The 17,640-nt window shown below is 48.2% G+C and carries 10 protein-coding genes; all 10 read left to right on the forward strand.

Features of this window, described 5'->3' with window-relative positions; genetic code table 11:
* Window positions 1-10 precede the first annotated feature (10 nt).
* The 10 genes from MHM94_RS04150 to MHM94_RS04195 all read left to right on the forward strand — a co-directional run bounded on the left by MHM94_RS04150 (window position 11) and on the right by MHM94_RS04195 (window position 17,633).
* Window positions 11-1,378, forward strand: coding sequence for a DUF1329 domain-containing protein (locus tag MHM94_RS04150; RefSeq protein WP_022943969.1), 1,368 nt, complete (start codon window positions 11-13; stop codon window positions 1,376-1,378).
* A gap of 75 nt (window positions 1,379-1,453) precedes the next feature.
* Complete coding sequence (locus MHM94_RS04155) at window positions 1,454-2,452, forward strand: YCF48-related protein (RefSeq protein ID WP_152440677.1); 999 nt, start codon at window positions 1,454-1,456, stop codon at window positions 2,450-2,452.
* A gap of 2 nt (window positions 2,453-2,454) precedes the next feature.
* Complete coding sequence (locus MHM94_RS04160; RefSeq protein ID WP_022943967.1) at window positions 2,455-4,773, forward strand: MMPL family transporter; 2,319 nt, start codon at window positions 2,455-2,457, stop codon at window positions 4,771-4,773.
* Window positions 4,774-4,970: 197 nt separating this feature from the next.
* Window positions 4,971-9,809 (forward strand): NAD-glutamate dehydrogenase, encoded by a 4,839-nt coding sequence (locus MHM94_RS04165; protein ID WP_022943966.1) that lies wholly within the window; start codon window positions 4,971-4,973, stop codon window positions 9,807-9,809.
* 74 nt (window positions 9,810-9,883) lie between these two features.
* Entirely contained in the window at window positions 9,884-10,894 is a 1,011-nt protein-coding gene (pyrD, locus tag MHM94_RS04170) for a quinone-dependent dihydroorotate dehydrogenase (RefSeq protein WP_235419071.1), read from the forward strand.
* A 130-nt stretch (window positions 10,895-11,024) separates the two neighbouring features.
* Complete coding sequence (locus MHM94_RS04175) at window positions 11,025-11,552, forward strand: cell division protein ZapC domain-containing protein (RefSeq protein ID WP_022943964.1); 528 nt, start codon at window positions 11,025-11,027, stop codon at window positions 11,550-11,552.
* A 53-nt stretch (window positions 11,553-11,605) separates the two neighbouring features.
* Entirely contained in the window at window positions 11,606-13,726 is a 2,121-nt protein-coding gene (gene rlmKL / locus MHM94_RS04180) for a bifunctional 23S rRNA (guanine(2069)-N(7))-methyltransferase RlmK/23S rRNA (guanine(2445)-N(2))-methyltransferase RlmL (RefSeq protein WP_235419070.1), read from the forward strand.
* Window positions 13,701-13,967 (forward strand): glutaredoxin family protein, encoded by a 267-nt coding sequence (locus MHM94_RS04185; RefSeq protein WP_235419069.1) that lies wholly within the window; start codon window positions 13,701-13,703, stop codon window positions 13,965-13,967. Before rlmKL ends, MHM94_RS04185 begins: the two co-directional genes overlap by 26 nt.
* Window positions 13,954-15,870, forward strand: a complete 1,917-nt coding sequence (locus MHM94_RS04190; RefSeq protein WP_235419068.1) for an ABC transporter ATP-binding protein — start codon at window positions 13,954-13,956, stop codon at window positions 15,868-15,870. The genes MHM94_RS04185 and MHM94_RS04190 overlap by 14 nt, the downstream gene beginning before the upstream one ends.
* A gap of 11 nt (window positions 15,871-15,881) precedes the next feature.
* Window positions 15,882-17,633, forward strand: a complete 1,752-nt coding sequence (locus MHM94_RS04195) for a DUF3466 family protein (protein ID WP_235419067.1) — start codon at window positions 15,882-15,884, stop codon at window positions 17,631-17,633.
* The last annotated feature ends 7 nt before the right edge of the window (window positions 17,634-17,640 follow it).

The raw sequence follows: 17,640 nt of genomic DNA on the forward strand, positions 1-17,640 counted from the left end.
GGGTACACGCATGTTAACTAAACCTACCCTCATTGCAGCAGCCTTTTGTGGCATCTTTGCCACTTCTGCAGTACAGGCAAAAATAACACCCGAGCAGGCTGAACGCCTGGGCGCGGATTTGACACCTATTGGTGCACTTAAAGCAGGTAATGAAGATGGCTCTATCCCTGCTTGGGATGGTGGTATTACTAAAGCTCCAGAGAATTATGAGCAAGGGATGCATCACCCTGACCCTTATGCAGATGACCAGGTCCTTGTCACCATTGATAAGTCAAACTTGGAACAGCACAAGGAATTCTTGAGCCCGGGTCAGATAGCCTTATTTGAGGCGTACCCTGACACCTTCAAAATGCATATCTATCCGACTCGCCGTAGTGCATCTTTCCCGCAGTTTTATTACGATGCAACGAAGAAGTATGCCACTGAAGCGGAGTTGATTGAAGGCGGTAACGGCATCAAAAACACCGCTATCGGTGTGCCATTTCCAATTCCGGAAAACGGCTTAGAGGCGGTGTGGAACCACTTGTTGCGCTACCGTGGTTTATCGATTGCTCGTTATGGTGGTCAAGCCATGCCAACAGCCTCGGGTTCGTACAACCTGATTGGTTTTGATGAGCAGTTGTTAGTGAAGTACTCGGATCCAGAGGCCACACCGGAGCAGCTGCAAGAGTCGAATATTCTGTTTAAATTTAAACAGCGTGTCACCGAGCCAGCGCGCCTTGCAGGCACCGCGTTGTTAGTGCACGAAACCATGGACCAAATCCTAACACCACGCCAAGCATGGACGTATAACACCGGTCAACGCCGTGTTCGCCGTGCCCCTAATGTTGCATACGATGCACCGGGAACAGCGTCTGATAACTTGCGTACTACCGATGACTTCGACATGTTCAACGGCTCACCGAACCGTTATAACTGGGAACTCAAAGGTAAAAAAGAAATGTACATTCCGTATAACAGCTATAAATTGCATAGCGATGAGCTAGAGTACGATGACATTCTTAAGCCTGGTCACGTTAATCCAGAACATGTGCGTTACGAAAAACACCGCGTCTGGGTGGTTGAAGCGACGCTTAAAGAAGGCACTCGCCACATTTACAAGAAACGCGTGTTTTACATCGATGAGGACAGCTGGCAGATTTCGGTCGCCGATTTATACGATAACCGCGACCAAATGTATCGTGTAGCCATGGCCCACGGTGTGAACTATTACGAAGTACCAACGCACTGGAGTACGTTGGATGTTTATCACGACCTAAACTCACGTCGTTACTTGGCTATTGGCTTAGATAACCAAGAGAAAATGTACGACTTCTCTGAGTCGTTCCAAGACAACGAGTTTACATCTAATGCACTTCGTCGCGAAGGGCGCCGTTAATCTCCTCGGAACTCCTCAGGTCTGCTGCTGCAGGCCTGAGGCTCTCACGTTAACCCTCTATAGGCTCAATTAGATATGAAGTACTTGCTTTGGGCGGTGTTGCTTTTGCCTCTTGGCGTCAGCGCGCAACAAGAGACACCACAACCGGCTTATCAGGCTGACAGTGCCACGCGCACGTTATTTACCGATATCACCACCACAGAATCACGCGTTATCGCCGTTGGCCAACATGGCACCATTGTATACAGCGATGATGGCGAGCAATGGCAGCAGGCCACCAGTCCTATTGATACTCTGCTGACAGCGGTGTTCTTTATTGATAATCAACAAGGCTGGGCATGTGGTCACGATGCCAGCATCTTAGGCACCACCGATGGCGGCGCCAGCTGGCAGTTGCTGCAGTATCGTCCTGATCTTGATAAACCGTGCTTGGATATTCACTTTTTCGATAAGCAAAACGGCGTTGCTGTGGGTGCCTATGGAATGTACTTTGAGACCAAAGATGGTGGCCAAAACTGGACTAAACGCTTTTTAGATAGCCTTCTTTACCCCGAAGACAGGGATTACCTCAATGATTTGAAGGTCAACGATCCAGAAGGTTATGAGATAGAAACTAGCTCCATCTTGCCGCACTTTAACCGCATTGCTGAGACTTCCAAAGGGCTTTACATTGCAGGTGAAATGGGACTGATAGCGCATAGCACCAGCCAGGGTCAAAGCTGGCAACGGGAACAGGAGATATATCATGGCTCCTTTTTCGATATTGCCGAGGTCGAAGGCGAAATACTGGTTGCTGGGTTACGCGGTAATGCATTTAAACGAGGCGAAAGCGGCCAGTGGCAAGCACTGCGTACGCAAGAGCAAGCAACCATGAACAGCATCGTCGAAAGCAACAAGGGTGGGGTGTATATTTTTGGTAACTCCGCTGTGATTTACCGCTTAGAAAACATGCAACAGAACCAGCTCAAGGCGCGTCAACGCGCTGATGGTAAAGCCGTGATGGATGGTGCGGAGTTTGCTGGTAAGTTGATTCTAGCAACGGAAGCGGGCATTCAAACCAAGGAGTTAAACTAATCATGCAAACTTTAGTGGAATTATTAGAGCGCAGTTTATTCCGCCATCGCATGTGGGTGATCTTGGCCTTTATTATCGCCACCGTGGCCTTGGCGTGGCAGGCAACTAAACTGCAATTAGATGCGTCGTTCAATAAGAATATCCCGCTTAATCACCAATACATGAAGGTGTATACCAAACACGAGAAGCAGTTTGGTGGCGCCAACGGCATTCTCATTTCCGTGTGTGATGCGCGTGGCGATATTTTTAACCCGGAATTTTTTACCCAATTAAAAGCGGTACACGACCAACTGTATTTCATCCCTGGGGTTAACCGCCCACTGGTTAATTCAATTTACTCTCCAAGCGCGCGCTTTGTTGAGGTGGTTGAAGATGGATTCAGCGGTGGCCCTATTATTCCTGCAAACTTCAGTGCCGACAAAGCAGGCCTTGCACGAGTAAAAGAAAATATTGAAAAGGCCAAAGTTGTAGGGCGCATGGTGGCCTCGGACTATTCCTGTGCCATGGTCAGCGCTCAGCTCATGGAGTTTGACCCACAAACCGGTGAAAAGCTCGACACTCTTGATATTGCAGAGCAATTAGAGAGTAAAATTCGCACTCCTTTAAGCACTGACAACGTCAGCATCCATATTATCGGCTTTGCAAAAATGGCCGGTGATATTGCTGAGGGTGCCAAAGACGTGGTTCTTTTCTTCGCTATCGCCATCGCAATTACCTTAGTGATGGTCTGGCTGTTTTGTAAAAGCTTCAAGCTCACACTGCTGCCAATAGGCTGCTCGATTATTGCTGTGGTTTGGCAAATGGGGCTGCTATCAACACTTGGCTTTGGCCTTGATCCAATGTCGATTTTAGTGCCGTTCTTGGTATTTGCTATTGGCGTGAGCCACGGTGTGCAGATGATCAACGGCATTGCCAAGAAAGTGCAGTTAGGCAGTGATGCCAAAACCGCTGCGCAATCAAGCTTTAAAGCCTTACTGATCCCCGGCGGCATTGCTTTGCTATCGGATACGGTGGGCTTCTTAACCTTGCTGGCGATAGACATCGGTATTATTCGCGAGTTGGCGATTACAGCCAGTTTAGGTGTGGCGGTGATCATCTTCACTAACCTGCTTCTGTTGCCTGTGATAGCGTCTTATCTGACCTTTTCAAAGCTCGCGGTACTAGAAGCCGATAATGCCAATAAGAACGCGCTATTTAAGCTCCGTGAATTGTTGGTTGCCACCACTAACAAGAAAAATGCGACGGCTATTTTAATTTGCACCGCTGTGTTGTTTGCATTTGGCTACTGGCAGTCACAAAACATGCGCATAGGCGATTTACACGCTGGGGCACCGGCGCTACACGAGGAGGCGCGTTACAACCAAGACACCTTCCTCATCTCTGATCGCTACAGTATATCTGTCGATATCTTGAAAGTGATTGTCGAAGCCTACCCAGCAGCTTGTACCGAGCACGAAGTGATGGACCGTATCAGCCAATTCCAATGGCGTATGGATAATATCCCTGGGGTGCAAAGCAGTGTTTCTCTAGCCAGTGTCGCTAAAGCCGTGAATGCCGGTTACAACGAAGGCAATTTGAAGTGGCAAACGCTACCACGCAATAGCGCTTCTCTCGTGCAAGCAACTTCACGGGTGGAAACCAGTTCAGGTCTTCTCAATGGCGATTGCTCGGTGATGCCAGTGATCATCTTTATGGAAGATCACAAGGCCGAGAGCATAGAGCGCGTAGTGGCTGCAGTGAAAGAATACGGTGCTGAATTTGGCACAGACAAAGTGTCATTCCGACTGGCATCCGGACCAATTGGGGTGATGGCGGCAACGAATGAATCGGTATCGAAAGCGCAAACGCCGATGATGCTGTACGTCTACGGTGCGGTGATCGTATTGTGTTTATTGAGCTTCCGCTCACTGCGCGCCACTATCGCCGTGGTGTTGCCGCTATACATTGTTTCAACGTTGGCGCAGGCGCTGATGGTGGGGCTGGAAATAGGCCTAACGGTGTCGACCTTACCCGTCATTGCACTGGGGGTGGGTATCGGTGTCGACTATGGTATTTATATTCTCTCGTCAATGATGACTCAGCTCAAACAAGGCGTGCACTTAAGTGAAGCGTATCGAAATGCCCTAGCTGAGCGAGGCAGTGCCGTGCTCTTTACTGGTATTACCTTGGCGGTGGGAGTGAGCACTTGGATCTTCTCTGCATTGAAGTTCCAAGTGGATATGGGCATCTTGCTGACCTTCATGTTCTTAGTGAATATGCTCGGTGCAGTGCTCATTTTGCCAGCAATTGGTGCCTTCCTCTGGTCTGACCAGAAAAAATAATGTGAATACTTGTGTACAGAAATGGCCTTAACCGGCCATTTCTATCTATATTTTGTGAATAGAATGCCAACATGCTGAAATCATTGGTCTGATTTCATCGAAAAGGCTTTTTATTAGCTGCAAAAGCGTTAGAATTTAACTGACTCCACGCTATTCAGTCACCCGTTCACAAGGCGGTATAGATTAAGGAACACACAATGACACAAAATGATGGTCACGCTTCCGTTATTCTTAATAACGTCAGCAAGCTTATTCAAAGCAAAGTTCACGCAGACAAAGTGTCACTGGTCGACAAATTCGCCAAGGCGCTTTATCGCAACATGTCGAATGAAGATCTGACACACCGAAACGACAGTGACCTCTACGGCGCAGCGTTGAGCCTTTGGAACTCGTTAGAGAGTAAAAAAGGCGATGATGCTGTTATCCGCGTATTCAATCCCGAAGTTGCTAAGCACGGCTGGCAGTCCTCGCATACCATTGTCGAGATCATTGCTAAAGATATGCCGTTTCTCGTTGACTCAGTTCGCATGGCACTTAACCGCGCGAACATCGCTTCTCACTTATTACTGCATACGCCATTGAAAATTCAGCGCGATAAAGATGGCACTATTACTAATCTCTCAAACTTAAAAGCGGAACAAGAGTCGAGCTCGACCAAAACCGTGTTCTTTATTGAAATCGATCGCCAGACCGATGACGCGGAAATTAAAGCGTTTAAAGAAGAGCTTGATTCTGTGCTTAATGATGTGTCGGTGGCTGTTGAAGACTGGCAACCCATTCGTCAGCAGTTGCTGGATGTGATTAACGATCTCCCTAAGCGTCCACACAATGTCGATAAAACCGAATTAAACGAAACGGTTGAATTTCTAGAGTGGCTGGCCAGCGATAACTTTACCTTGATGGGCTATCGTCAATACGAACTTAAGCCGGTAAAAGGTGATCATCAGCTCAGCGGTGTGAAAGGCACAAGTCTAGGGTTAATGAAGAACTCTGACGAAGAGCAAGTGCGGTTACTTTCTAATATGCCAGAAATCGCACGCAAAGAAGCACGCAGCAATAATTTGTTGGTATTAACGAAAACCAATTCGGTATCGCGAGTGCATCGCCCTGCACACATCGATTACATCGGTGTGAAGCGCTTTGATAAAGACGGCAACGTCATTGGCGAGGACCGCTTTATTGGCTTGTTCTCATCCAGTTTCTACAACAACAGTGCGGCCGATGTACCCGTGTTAAAGTCGAAAATTCGTCGTGTTCTAGAGATGAGCGACTTTGCCGAGGGCACCCACGCCTACAAAGCGGTCCTTAATATTCTCGAAACCTATCCTCGTGATGAGCTAGTACAAGCCCGCGAACAAGAGCTACTGGATGTAGCCATGGGGGTTTTACATATTCAAGAGCGCGACATGTGTCGCCTGTTTGTGCGCAAAGACACTTACGGACGCTTTTTCTCGTGCATGGTGTATGTACCACGTGAGCGTTATAACACTGCACTGCGCCGTGAAACGCAGCAAATTCTTGCTGATGCCTTTGGCTCCGATGAGAAAGTCAGCTTTACCACCTATTTCTCCGAGTCCAGCCTTGCTCGTACCCACTATATTGTGCGAGTTAACAACAGTGACGTAGATTACGACGTGAAAGAAATCGAAAATAATTTAGTAGAAGCAGCCCGTACTTGGGAAGACAAACTACAATCAGCGCTATTAGGCAGCAACGGCGAAGCGCGCGGTAACGAATTAAACCGTAAATATGCCAACGCCTTCGCCAGCTCGTATAAAGACCAAGTGTTGCCAAGTGCCGCAGTGGTTGATATTGAAAAGCTTGAGCTGCTCAATGACGACAACAAACTAGAGATGTTGTTCTACCGCCCACAAGAAGAAGTGAGCTCGAATATTGTTCGTTTGTCGTTGTTCCACAAAGACGAGCCTATCCATTTGTCTGACGTGATGCCGATGTTAGAAAACTTTGGCTTACGCGTTATCGGTGAAACGCCGTATGCAGTAAAAACCTCAGACGGCCAAGTGAACTGGATTATGGACTTCTCAATGTTGCTCGACAACAAAGAGATCGCTGACTTTGACAAAGTATCTGCGCGTTTCCAAAAAGCGCTCACCGATGTATGGAATAACCGCCTGGAAAACGACGGCTTTAACCGTTTAGTGCTCAATGGTGGCTTAACGGGCCGCGAAGCCTCGATTTTGCGTGCTTATGCCAAGTACATGCGCCAAATCGGAGTGACGTTCTCGCAGACTTACATTGAAAGCACCTTCGCTAACTACCCAGATATTGCGACACAAATCGTGAAGCTGTTTGCGAAAAAGTTCTCAGTGAAAGCACCAGGCAGCGAAAAAGCCTTGGAGAAGCTCGTTGCTCAGGTGTATGAATCGCTCGAGAACGTTGCCAACCTTGATGATGACCGCATCATTCGCTTGTACGTTGATATGATCAACGCCACACTGCGCACTAACTATTACCAGAAAGATGACACCGGCGTATTCAAGTCGTATATCTCTTTCAAGGTCAAGCCAAGCTTGATTCCAGAGATGCCATTGCCACTGCCGGCGTTTGAAATTTTTGTCTACTCACCACGTGTTGAAGGTGTTCACCTTCGCGGCGGTAAAGTAGCGCGCGGCGGATTGCGTTGGTCAGACCGTCGTGAAGACTTCCGTACCGAGGTTTTGGGCCTTGTAAAAGCGCAGCAGGTTAAGAACACCGTTATTGTGCCTGTTGGCTCAAAAGGTGGTTTTGTTTGTAAGCAACTGCCAAGTGAGCGTGAAGCCTTCTTTAAAGAAGGGCAAGAGTGCTACAAAATCTTTATCCGTGGTTTGCTCGATATCACTGATAACATCGTACATGGCGACATTGTTCCGCCAGAGAATGTCACACGTCATGACGAAGATGACCCGTACTTAGTGGTCGCCGCCGATAAAGGCACCGCCACCTTCTCTGATATTGCCAACGGGATCGCTGGCGAATATGACTTCTGGCTAGGTGATGCCTTTGCTTCCGGTGGCTCGATTGGTTATGACCACAAGAAGATGGGGATTACCGCAAAAGGCGCGTGGGAGTCTGTTAAACGTCATTTCCGCGAAATTGGTATTGATTGCCAGAACAACGATTTCACAGCGGTTGCCATCGGTGATATGGCCGGCGACGTATTCGGCAACGGCATGTTGCTCTCGAAGCATACCCGTCTGCAGGCGGCTTTTAACCACATGCATATTTTCATCGACCCGAACCCCGATGCTGCAACATCTTGGGACGAGCGTAAGCGCTTGTTTGAATTACCGCGCTCGAGCTGGGAAGACTATAACAGTGAACTCATCTCCAAAGGCGGTGGTATCTTTGCCCGCAGTGCTAAGTCGATTACCTTAACGCCTGAAATCAAGAAGATGGTGGGCACTAAGAAAGCGGCGATGACGCCTAATGAGCTAATCAAAGCGCTCCTGAAGATGCCAGTCGACTTGTTGTGGAACGGCGGCATTGGCACCTATGTGAAGGCTAAGTCTGAGACAGACTCAGATGTTGGCGACCGTGCAAATGATGCATTGCGTATCAACGGCGGTGAACTAGGCGCGAAAATCTTCGGTGAGGGCGGTAACTTAGGCGCTACTCAACTTGGTCGTATTGAATTTGCGGCCAAAGGTGGACGTATTAATACCGACTTTATCGATAACGTGGGCGGTGTGGCGTGTTCTGATAATGAAGTGAACATCAAGATCCTACTGAACTCCTTAGTGGGTGAAGGAGAGCTCACTAAGAAGCAACGTGACGAGCTGTTGTACGCAATGACCGATGAGGTGTCAGAGCTAGTACTACAGGATTGCTACCGTCAGACTCACACTATCTCCGTGACGCAATCTAAGGGCGCATCGACATTAAAAGAGAAGATCCGCTTTATCCACGCGCTTGAAAAAGACGGTAAGCTCGATCGTGCTATTGAGTTCTTACCTACTGACGAAGAGCTTGCTGAGCGCGCTGCTGCGGGTAAAGATTTGACTCGTCCAGAGCTGTCAGTGTTGGTGTCTTATGCGAAAATGGTGCTTAAAGAAACCTTAGTCACCGATGAGATCACTGAGAACCCGTACTATCGTCAGCTGCTGGTCCAGTCGTTCCCTGTACCACTGCGTGAGCGGTTCAATTCAGCCATGGATAACCACCCGTTGCGTGGCGAAATTATTGCTACTAAGTTGGCCAATAACATCGTCAACGACATGGGCTTAAACTTCATGGTGCGTATGCACGAAGAAACGGGCGCATCAGACGCTGAAATCGCCTTATGTTACTCCATTGCTCGCGAGATTTTCGATATGCCGCAGACTTGGTCGGAAATCGAAGCGCTCGACAATAAGATAGATGCTGAAGTGCAAACAGAAATGCTGTATCAGCTACGTCGTACTGTACGCCGAGTAACACGTTGGTTCTTACGTCACCGTAATAAAGCATGGACTATTGAGCAAACCATCGCTCATTTTGCGCCTTGTTTTAAAGACTTGACGGATAACTTACACAGCTACATGGTAAGTGATGAGAGCGAGCAAATCCGCGAAAACGCCAAGAGCCTAGCCGATCAAGGCGTACCTGCTCAATTGGCGATGCGTATTGTGTCACTATCGAGCTTGTTCTCCACCATGGACTTGGCCGAAGTGGCCGCGCAAACCGAGCGCAACACAGCCTTGGTGTCAAACACCTACTTCAAGCTGGGTGCGCGCATGGGCTTGCACTGGTTCTTAACGCAAATCACTCATCAGCCAGTGCAAAACCATTGGCAAGCCTTGGCGCGTGCATCTTATCGCGAAGAGCTCGATTGGCAGCAACGCACATTAACCGATGTGGTACTGCGCAGCTTCGATGACAAAGAGCAAGATGTGGATGCGCAAATTGACGCGTGGATGGAAGCAAATAATGCTGTATTGCATCGCTGGCAACAAATGCTTAGCGAATTTAAGACTTCGCAAAGCCATGACTTTGCCAAGTTCTCAGTAGCACTGCGGGAATTGATGTTGCTTGCACACAACTGTGATCAACGGGCGTAAGCGCCGCTGTTAAAAAGCAGTAAAACTCTGTAGAATACCCCAGCTTTTGTCTGGGGTATTTTTTTGGGGGTTCCATGTTTTATGATTTAGCGCGTCGGTTTATGTTCACTAAAGACGCTGAGTGGGCGCATGACTTCGCATTGTCTAATTTAAGCCGCTATGCCAACACGCCCTTATCCATGGCGTGGTCCCAGTCAGTTCCAGACAAACCGGTTAATTTCCTTGGCCTTGAATTTAAAAACCCCGTGGGGTTGGCGGCTGGATTAGATAAAAACGCCGAATGCATTGAAGCCTTCGCCCAGATGGGATTTGGTTTTATTGAGGTGGGTACGGTGACTCCGCGACCTCAGCAAGGAAATGACAAGCCGCGCATTTTCCGTTTGCCAGAGCAACATGCGGTGATCAACCGTATGGGGTTCAACAATAAAGGCGTTGATAACTTAGTGGCGAATGTCAAAGCCGCCAATTATGATGGCATCTTAGGGATCAACATAGGTAAAAACAAAGACACGCCTAATGAGCAGGGCAAGGACGACTATATCCATTGCATGCGCAAAGTCTTTGAACATGCCTCGTATATAACCGTTAACATTTCTTCGCCAAATACCCCAGGGCTGCGTGACTTGCAATACGGCGAAGCGCTCGATGACTTGTTGTCGAGTTTGAAAAATGAACAGCTAAACTTGGCAGCCAAACACCATAAACAAGTCCCGATGCTGGTTAAAGTTGCACCGGATTTAGACAGTGTTCAAGTCGAGCAGGTCACCCAATCGTTATTGAACAACCGCATTGACGGGGTGATTGCGACTAATACCACCTTAGAGCGCAGCGCTGTCGCGGGTTTGCAATATGCCGATGAGGCTGGCGGACTATCAGGACGTCCGGTGCGGGCTAAGTCTCTAGAGGTTATTAAAGAGATCAAACGGTTATCGCAAGGGCGTTTACCTATTATCGGTGTCGGTGGCATTGACAGTGCCGAAGCCGCCAAGGAAAAGCTTGATGGCGGTGCTGATCTACTGCAAGTGTATACCGGCTTTATCTATGAAGGTCCGGCTTTAGTGAAAAGGATCGTTCGCGCCTTATAAGGATCAGTTATGTTAGTGTTTGATCCCTCATAAAATATTCTTAGAATCTATTTTACATGGGATCAACTAACGCTATAATCCAAAGTTATAAGGTAGGTGTACAAAGGCTTTTACGGATTTAGAGGGCAACATGTTACAGGCACAACGACATTGGCAATGGCAAATTTCGAGTGAGCAAAATCGCTTAGTGCTCGATATGGGAGAGATGCAGTTTTGCACGCCCTATAAGCTGCGCCAGCTGACAGATGAAGCCTTGAGTGAGCCCCAATTTAACCTCCTTGACGCCGACTTTTATAAGCAAGTGGGTGAGTATCTAAGTACCTTTAATCTGTGGAGTGATGCGCAGATTTGTCAAATAGCACTTAACGCCACAGCGGTAAAACACTACCTCAAGCCTGTGCTCGCTAAAAGTTGGTTTTTTGCGCCATACACCGGCCGAGATATCAACCAAGAAGCCATTGTTAGCCTTACTTCACAGTGCCAAAGCGGCCAGTTTCTCATTGTTGATTGTGCCGATGGCGCCAGTGTTTGTTTGTGCTTGGAACCACACTTCGCACTTGATGAAAATCTTAGCTTAAAACAGTTTGAGGTTATCAAGGTACTGAACAACCGAATTCATCCTATTTTATCCGCTCAGAACCAACAAAAGCGCGCTTAACCTTCCTCGGCTATGATACAATCTCGGCGAATTTACGAGATAGGATAGTCACTTTGCAATTTGTTGCCCTTACTTCCATAGGCATTGAACAGTTACTCGAGCAAGAGCTCAGCGCGCTTGGCGCCGAAGTACAAAAACAGCGTGTCGGCGCGGTGGAGTTCAGTGCTGATAGCCTTACTGCTCAACGCATTTGTTTAACGACGCGCCTTGCTACTCGGGTCATGCTGCAATTGCAACAGGGCAGTGGTGTTGAAGACAAAACCGCGTTATATAATTTTGCTCGCTTTCAGCCTTGGCAAGAGTATTTTGGGCCGGATCAGTCTTTTGCCGTGGAGTTTAATGGCACTAACCGCCAGCTGAAAAACAGTCAGTTTGGTGGCCTTGTTATCAAAGACGCAATTTGTGATTACTTCCACGACTTATATGAGCGCCGCCCAAATGTTAGCAAAGAGCACCCTGACGTACGGGTGGTGGCAAAGCTGAATCGTGATAAGCTGACGCTGTACATTGATTATTCAGGTCCTCGTCTTTCACAGCGTGGATACCGTAGCGCTCAGGGTAAAGCTCCCTTAAAGGAAAACCTAGCGGCCGCGTTGATTATGCGCAGTGGCTGGCTAGATGACACCACGCAACCGCTGTTTGATCCCACCTGTGGCTCTGGCACCTTACTCATTGAAGCGGCGCTAATGGCAAAAAACATTGCTCCGGGTTTGCAACGTGAGCAGTTTGCCTTTGAACGTTTACCCAGTCACCGAGCGGTCAAATTTAAAGAATTAAAGCAGTCTCTGCGCGATGAGATTAACGACAGCGCTAAACCTTGGCTCATTGGTCATGATATTAATCCCAACGTCATTGCCAAGGCTAAAGACAATGCCGCGCGCGCCGAAGCCGCCGAGTATATCGATTTTGACACCGGTGATTTGGCCAATATGAAGGCGCCGTGTAAACGCCCAGGTGTGGTCATTGCGAACTTACCTTACGGTGAGCGCTTGGGATCGATGGCCGAAATTTTGGCCCTGTATCGCCAGCTGGGGCATCAACTCAAACAGGGCTTTTGTCACTGGCGCAGCGCTTTGCTAGTAAGTGATGCAGAACTATTAAAGCTGTTTAAATTAGTTAAGCACAAGCAATACAAGTTTAAAAATGGCCCCATCGATACGGTATTGGCACTGTACGACATTACCGAAGAGCAGACCCAAGGGCATAAAGGGGATAAAACACCACTGCATTTTGAGCAGTCGGTGGCCTTTGCCAATCGCCTGAAAAAGAACCGCCAAGGTTTGAAAAAGTGGCTCAAGCAAGAGCAAATCACCGCTTATCGTATTTATGATGCCGATATTCCTGAATACAATGTCGCCGTGGATGTCTATCCAGATAGTGCGGTGATCTACGAGTATGCTGCGCCAAAGAACATCGATGAGAGCGTCGCCCAGAAACGTCTGCAGGATGTATTAATGTTAACCTGTGAGACGCTGTCGCTGGCGCCAGCTAATGTTGCCTTGAAAGTGCGACAGCGGCAAAAAGGTGACAGTCAATACCAAGCGCAAGCGAATCAAGGTCGCACCCAAGTGATTAGCGAGTATGGCGCGCTGTTTGAGGTGAATTTATATGACTATCTTGATACCGGTATTTTCCTCGATCACCGTTTAGCACGTAAATACATTCGCGATATCGCCAAAGATCAACGGGTGCTGAACCTATTTGCCTATACAGGCACAGCCTCGGTGCAAGCGGCGCTGGGCGGAGCTAAATCAGTGACCACCGTGGATATGTCGAAAACCTATCTGCAATGGGCGCAGCGTAACTTCGCATTGAATAAATTAAAGAGCCCGCGCTATCGTTTTGAGCATGGCAATTGTTTAGAGTGGGTAAAACGTACGCGCGGTGAGTACGATGTTATTTTTCTCGACCCGCCAACCTTTTCAAACTCAAAACGCATGAAGGAAAGCTTTGATGTACAGCGTGACCATGTCAGCCTATTGGTAGACACAGCTAAGTTATTGGCAAAAAATGGCACCTTAGTGTTTTCGAACAATAAACGTGGTTTTAAGATGGACGAAGACGCATTGGCTTTACAAGGCTTGGTTGTTGAAAATATCACTGAGCAGACGCAGTCTGCAGATTTTGCCCGTAACAAACATATTCACAATGCCTGGGTCATTCGCCGTGGCTAAGGTGGTGTTATATCACACCGAAGGGTGTCACCTGTGCGAGCAAGCGCAAGCAATGTTGGTGCAGCATCCACAAGTGAGTACTATTGAATTGCGTGACATCATCGATGATCCCGAGTGGCTTAGCGCTTACCAAGTGCGTATTCCCGTTATGGCGTTGGCACATCGACCCGAGGCCGAGCTGGGATGGCCTTTTGACCAGCAGGCAATCAATAAATTGATAGAGCAGTATGGACCTTATTAGAATAACAAACGGCCAGTTGGCCTATGGAACTCATCCGTTACTTGACGGTGCCAATGCCGTTATTGAGCAGGGCGAGCGTGTGTGTGTCGTTGGCCGTAACGGCGCCGGAAAATCGACTTTTTTAAAAGTCCTTAGCGGTGATGTCATTCTTGATGATGGTGACATTAATCAAGTAGGTGAGCTTAAAATCGCGCGCCTAGAGCAAGATCCGCCCCGTGATAGTGAGGGCAGCGTATTCGACTATGTGGCCGATGGCCTGCCCACCGTTGCTAAATTACTTAAAGAGTTTCATGCCTTAAACGCACAGCTTGCTGAGCATGCCGATGATGAAAAAGCATTGTCGCGTCTGGCAAGTATTTCTGCCGAGATCGAAGCCCAAGATGGCTGGCGATTTGATTCCAAAATTAAGCTCGTACTGGGGCAATTAGAATTAGATGCAGACGCGCAATTAGCCACTCTTTCAGGAGGGTGGTTGCGTAAAGTGGCATTGGCGAAGGCCCTGGTTGGTGAACCCGATTTACTGCTATTGGATGAGCCCACCAACCACCTGGATGTCGCATCGGTTAAGTGGTTAGAGCAATTTTTGAAAGAGTTTAAAGGCGCGATTATCTTTATTTCGCATGACCGTGCCTTTATCCGCGCCTTAGCAACCCGAATTCTCGATTTGGATCGTGGCCAGTTGGTCTCATATCCAGGGGATTATGCAACTTACCTAGAGCGCAAAGCCCACGATTTAAAGGTGCAAGAACAACAAAACGCCGAGTTTGATAAAAAGCTGGCAGAAGAAGAGGCGTGGATCCGCCAAGGCATTAAGGCGCGACGCACGCGTAATGAAGGCCGCGTACGCGCACTGAAAGCACTGCGACAAGAGCGTAAACAACGGGTAGAGCAAGTCGGCAAAGTTGATTTAAATATTGAAACCGCAGCACGTTCAGGCAAGTTAGTTGCCGAGGCCAAGCATTTATGCCATGCCTTTGGTGATAAAGTGATAGTTGATGACTTTTCCACGTTATTGATGCGTGGTGACCGTGTTGGCCTCGTCGGCCCTAATGGGGTCGGCAAAACGACCTTGTTGAAGCTACTGTTTGGGCAGTTGCAAAGCACCAAAGGACAACTTAAACAAGGCGTTAATTTAGAGATAGCTTATTTTGACCAATACCGTGCCAAGCTTGATGAAGAGGCAAGCGTGCAAGACAACGTCGCGGACGGTAAGCAGGAAGTCAATGTAGGCGGGCGCTCACGCCATGTCCTGGGTTACTTGCAAGACTTTCTATTCCCCCCTAAGCGCGCTCGCACGCCAGTGAAGGCCATCTCTGGGGGAGAAAAGAACCGCCTGTTACTAGCGAAAATTTTCTTGCAGCCATCGAATGTATTGGTACTCGATGAGCCGACTAACGACCTTGATATTGAAACACTCGAGCTATTAGAAGATATTGTTAACCAATATCAAGGCACGGTGTTGATTGTTAGTCACGACCGGGAGTTTATCGATAACACCTGCTCCAGCGTATGGGGATTTGACGGCAATGGTAAAATCACCGAAGTGGTGGGCGGTTACAGCGATTATGAAGCTTATCGCGCCCAGCAGTTGGCGGCACTAGAGGCGCAGCGTAAAGCCAGTGCCGAGGCCGAGCAGCAACAAGCGCAGAGCAAAACTAGCAAGCCTAAATCCAGTAATAAGCTGTCTTATAAGCATAAGCGCGAACTCGAAACCTTACCTGAGCAGGTGGAACAGTTTGAGCAAGCTATTGACACATTGCAACAAGAGGTCAATAGTAGTGACTTTTTTAAGCAAGATAACGAAACTACCAGCGCTAAATTGAACCAATTGGCCGAGCTTGAGTCGAAGCTTGAAGCTGCGTTCGCCCGTTGGGAAGAACTCGAAGAATTACAAAATCAGTAGTAGGGAAGAACATGAAAAAATCCTTAGTCGCATTGAGCATTCTTACCGGCTTGAGCGCCCATGTCCATGGTGCCGTTTATCAGGTGGAGGAGCTGAGTACCTTAGATATTGCGAAACACCATTACGTTACTGATGCTAATAATAATGGCGAGGTTATTGGCCAAGCTCGTGGCGTATACAATCTTCCAATCGATGTTAGTTACATAGACTTTAGCGATAGCCAGATCACCAACGCATACGATGATTGGGAGCGTAGTCAGTTCGAAGCCATTGATAAAGAAATTACCTTTACCTTGGACGATATCGAAGCAGGTAACCTCAACGCTGATGCGCATCGTTTTATGCTCAGCTTCCTATCAACATCTAGTGTTAACAGCGATGCCAACTGGCAGAAAATTGCTGATAGCGTGGCTGTAAACTTTACACCGAGCCCAGCAACAGAGCAGGTGTTATTAGACGAGCAAAGCAATCATTACGACGGTTTGACGCGCAGCGTCGCCAACTTATATAACGCTATCAGTGAAGATGGGGTGCGCGCAGGGTGGTCATCAGCACCTTATGAACAAATAGAATTCACGCCGAGTGGCGATGATGAGGCGCAAACCTATTTTGTGCGCGATTTTCGCTCTCGCGGGGTGGTTGTAGGTGTCGACGGCACGGTAGTCACCTTGCCAGTGATCAGCGATTTATACGGCGGTCAAGGGACAGCGAATGATATCGTTATGCGCCCTGATGGCGGTTACTATGTGGTTGGTGATAGCTCAACTGGCGTGCCTGAAGATCGCCAAGATAACTATGACGATCGCTGCGACGGTGAAGATGAGCCGGTTGCGGTGTGCGTTTGGGAAATCGAAAATCGCAGCGCCAGCAATACCCGCAACGGTTTGTATGACCGCCGAGCCACGTTGTGGACCTTGGATGCAGATTTAAATGTGGTTGATACAAAGAACCTTGGTTTAGGGTTGAGCATTGAAGAAGACGAAAACAGTGCATTCGTATCTACGGCGTTGGCCGTTAATGCACAAGGAGTTGCCGTTGGTTATTCACATATCCGTGATAATAACAACGATAATCGCATTAATACCCTGCCAGCCCTGTTTATAGATGGTGAAGTACTAGAAATCATCGACCAAGAAGATGATTGGTACTCTGGTAAGGCAACGGCGATTACTGATAATGGCATCGTCACCGGCTATGCCACCAAAAACATCGAAGGGCGACGCACGACTAAGTTCTTCTACCATAACATTGAAACGGGCACCACAGTGTTCCCGACAGACTACTTTACCAGTTCAAGCTCAGTGGGCCGTGACATAAACGAGCAGGGCGTCATTGTCGGAGAAGGTGAAGTCGATGTTGTTAACTCAGGCAGTCGTCGTCGTGAAGGCTTCATCTACACCTTAGGTGATGACAAAATCGCTAATATTAACGATTTGTTGCCATGCTACGACGTTGATGGTGAAAGCAATTATCCGTATACCTTCGCCGAAGCAACAGCCATTGATGATGACAACATCATTTATGGTGTTGCAACTAAAACCGAACCTAAGTTGAATTCTTTCGGTGAAGTGGAGGTCGATAGTGATGGTGAGACGCTATACGAGAGTGTAGCCAAACCAGTGAAACTCACTCCTATCGCCGGCGGTGAGGTTGAAGAGTGCCCACCTGAGGCTGCAGAAACCTACGAGCGTCAAAGTGGAAGTCTAGGTTGGCTCGCTTTATTGGCGTTACCACTGCTAGGCTGGCGCCGTAAACACGGTTAAGGTTACA

The organism is Pseudoalteromonas sp. CNAT2-18.1, assembly GCF_022347865.1.
In the GTDB taxonomy this organism is placed as follows: Bacteria; Pseudomonadota; Gammaproteobacteria; order Enterobacterales; family Alteromonadaceae; genus Pseudoalteromonas; species Pseudoalteromonas ruthenica.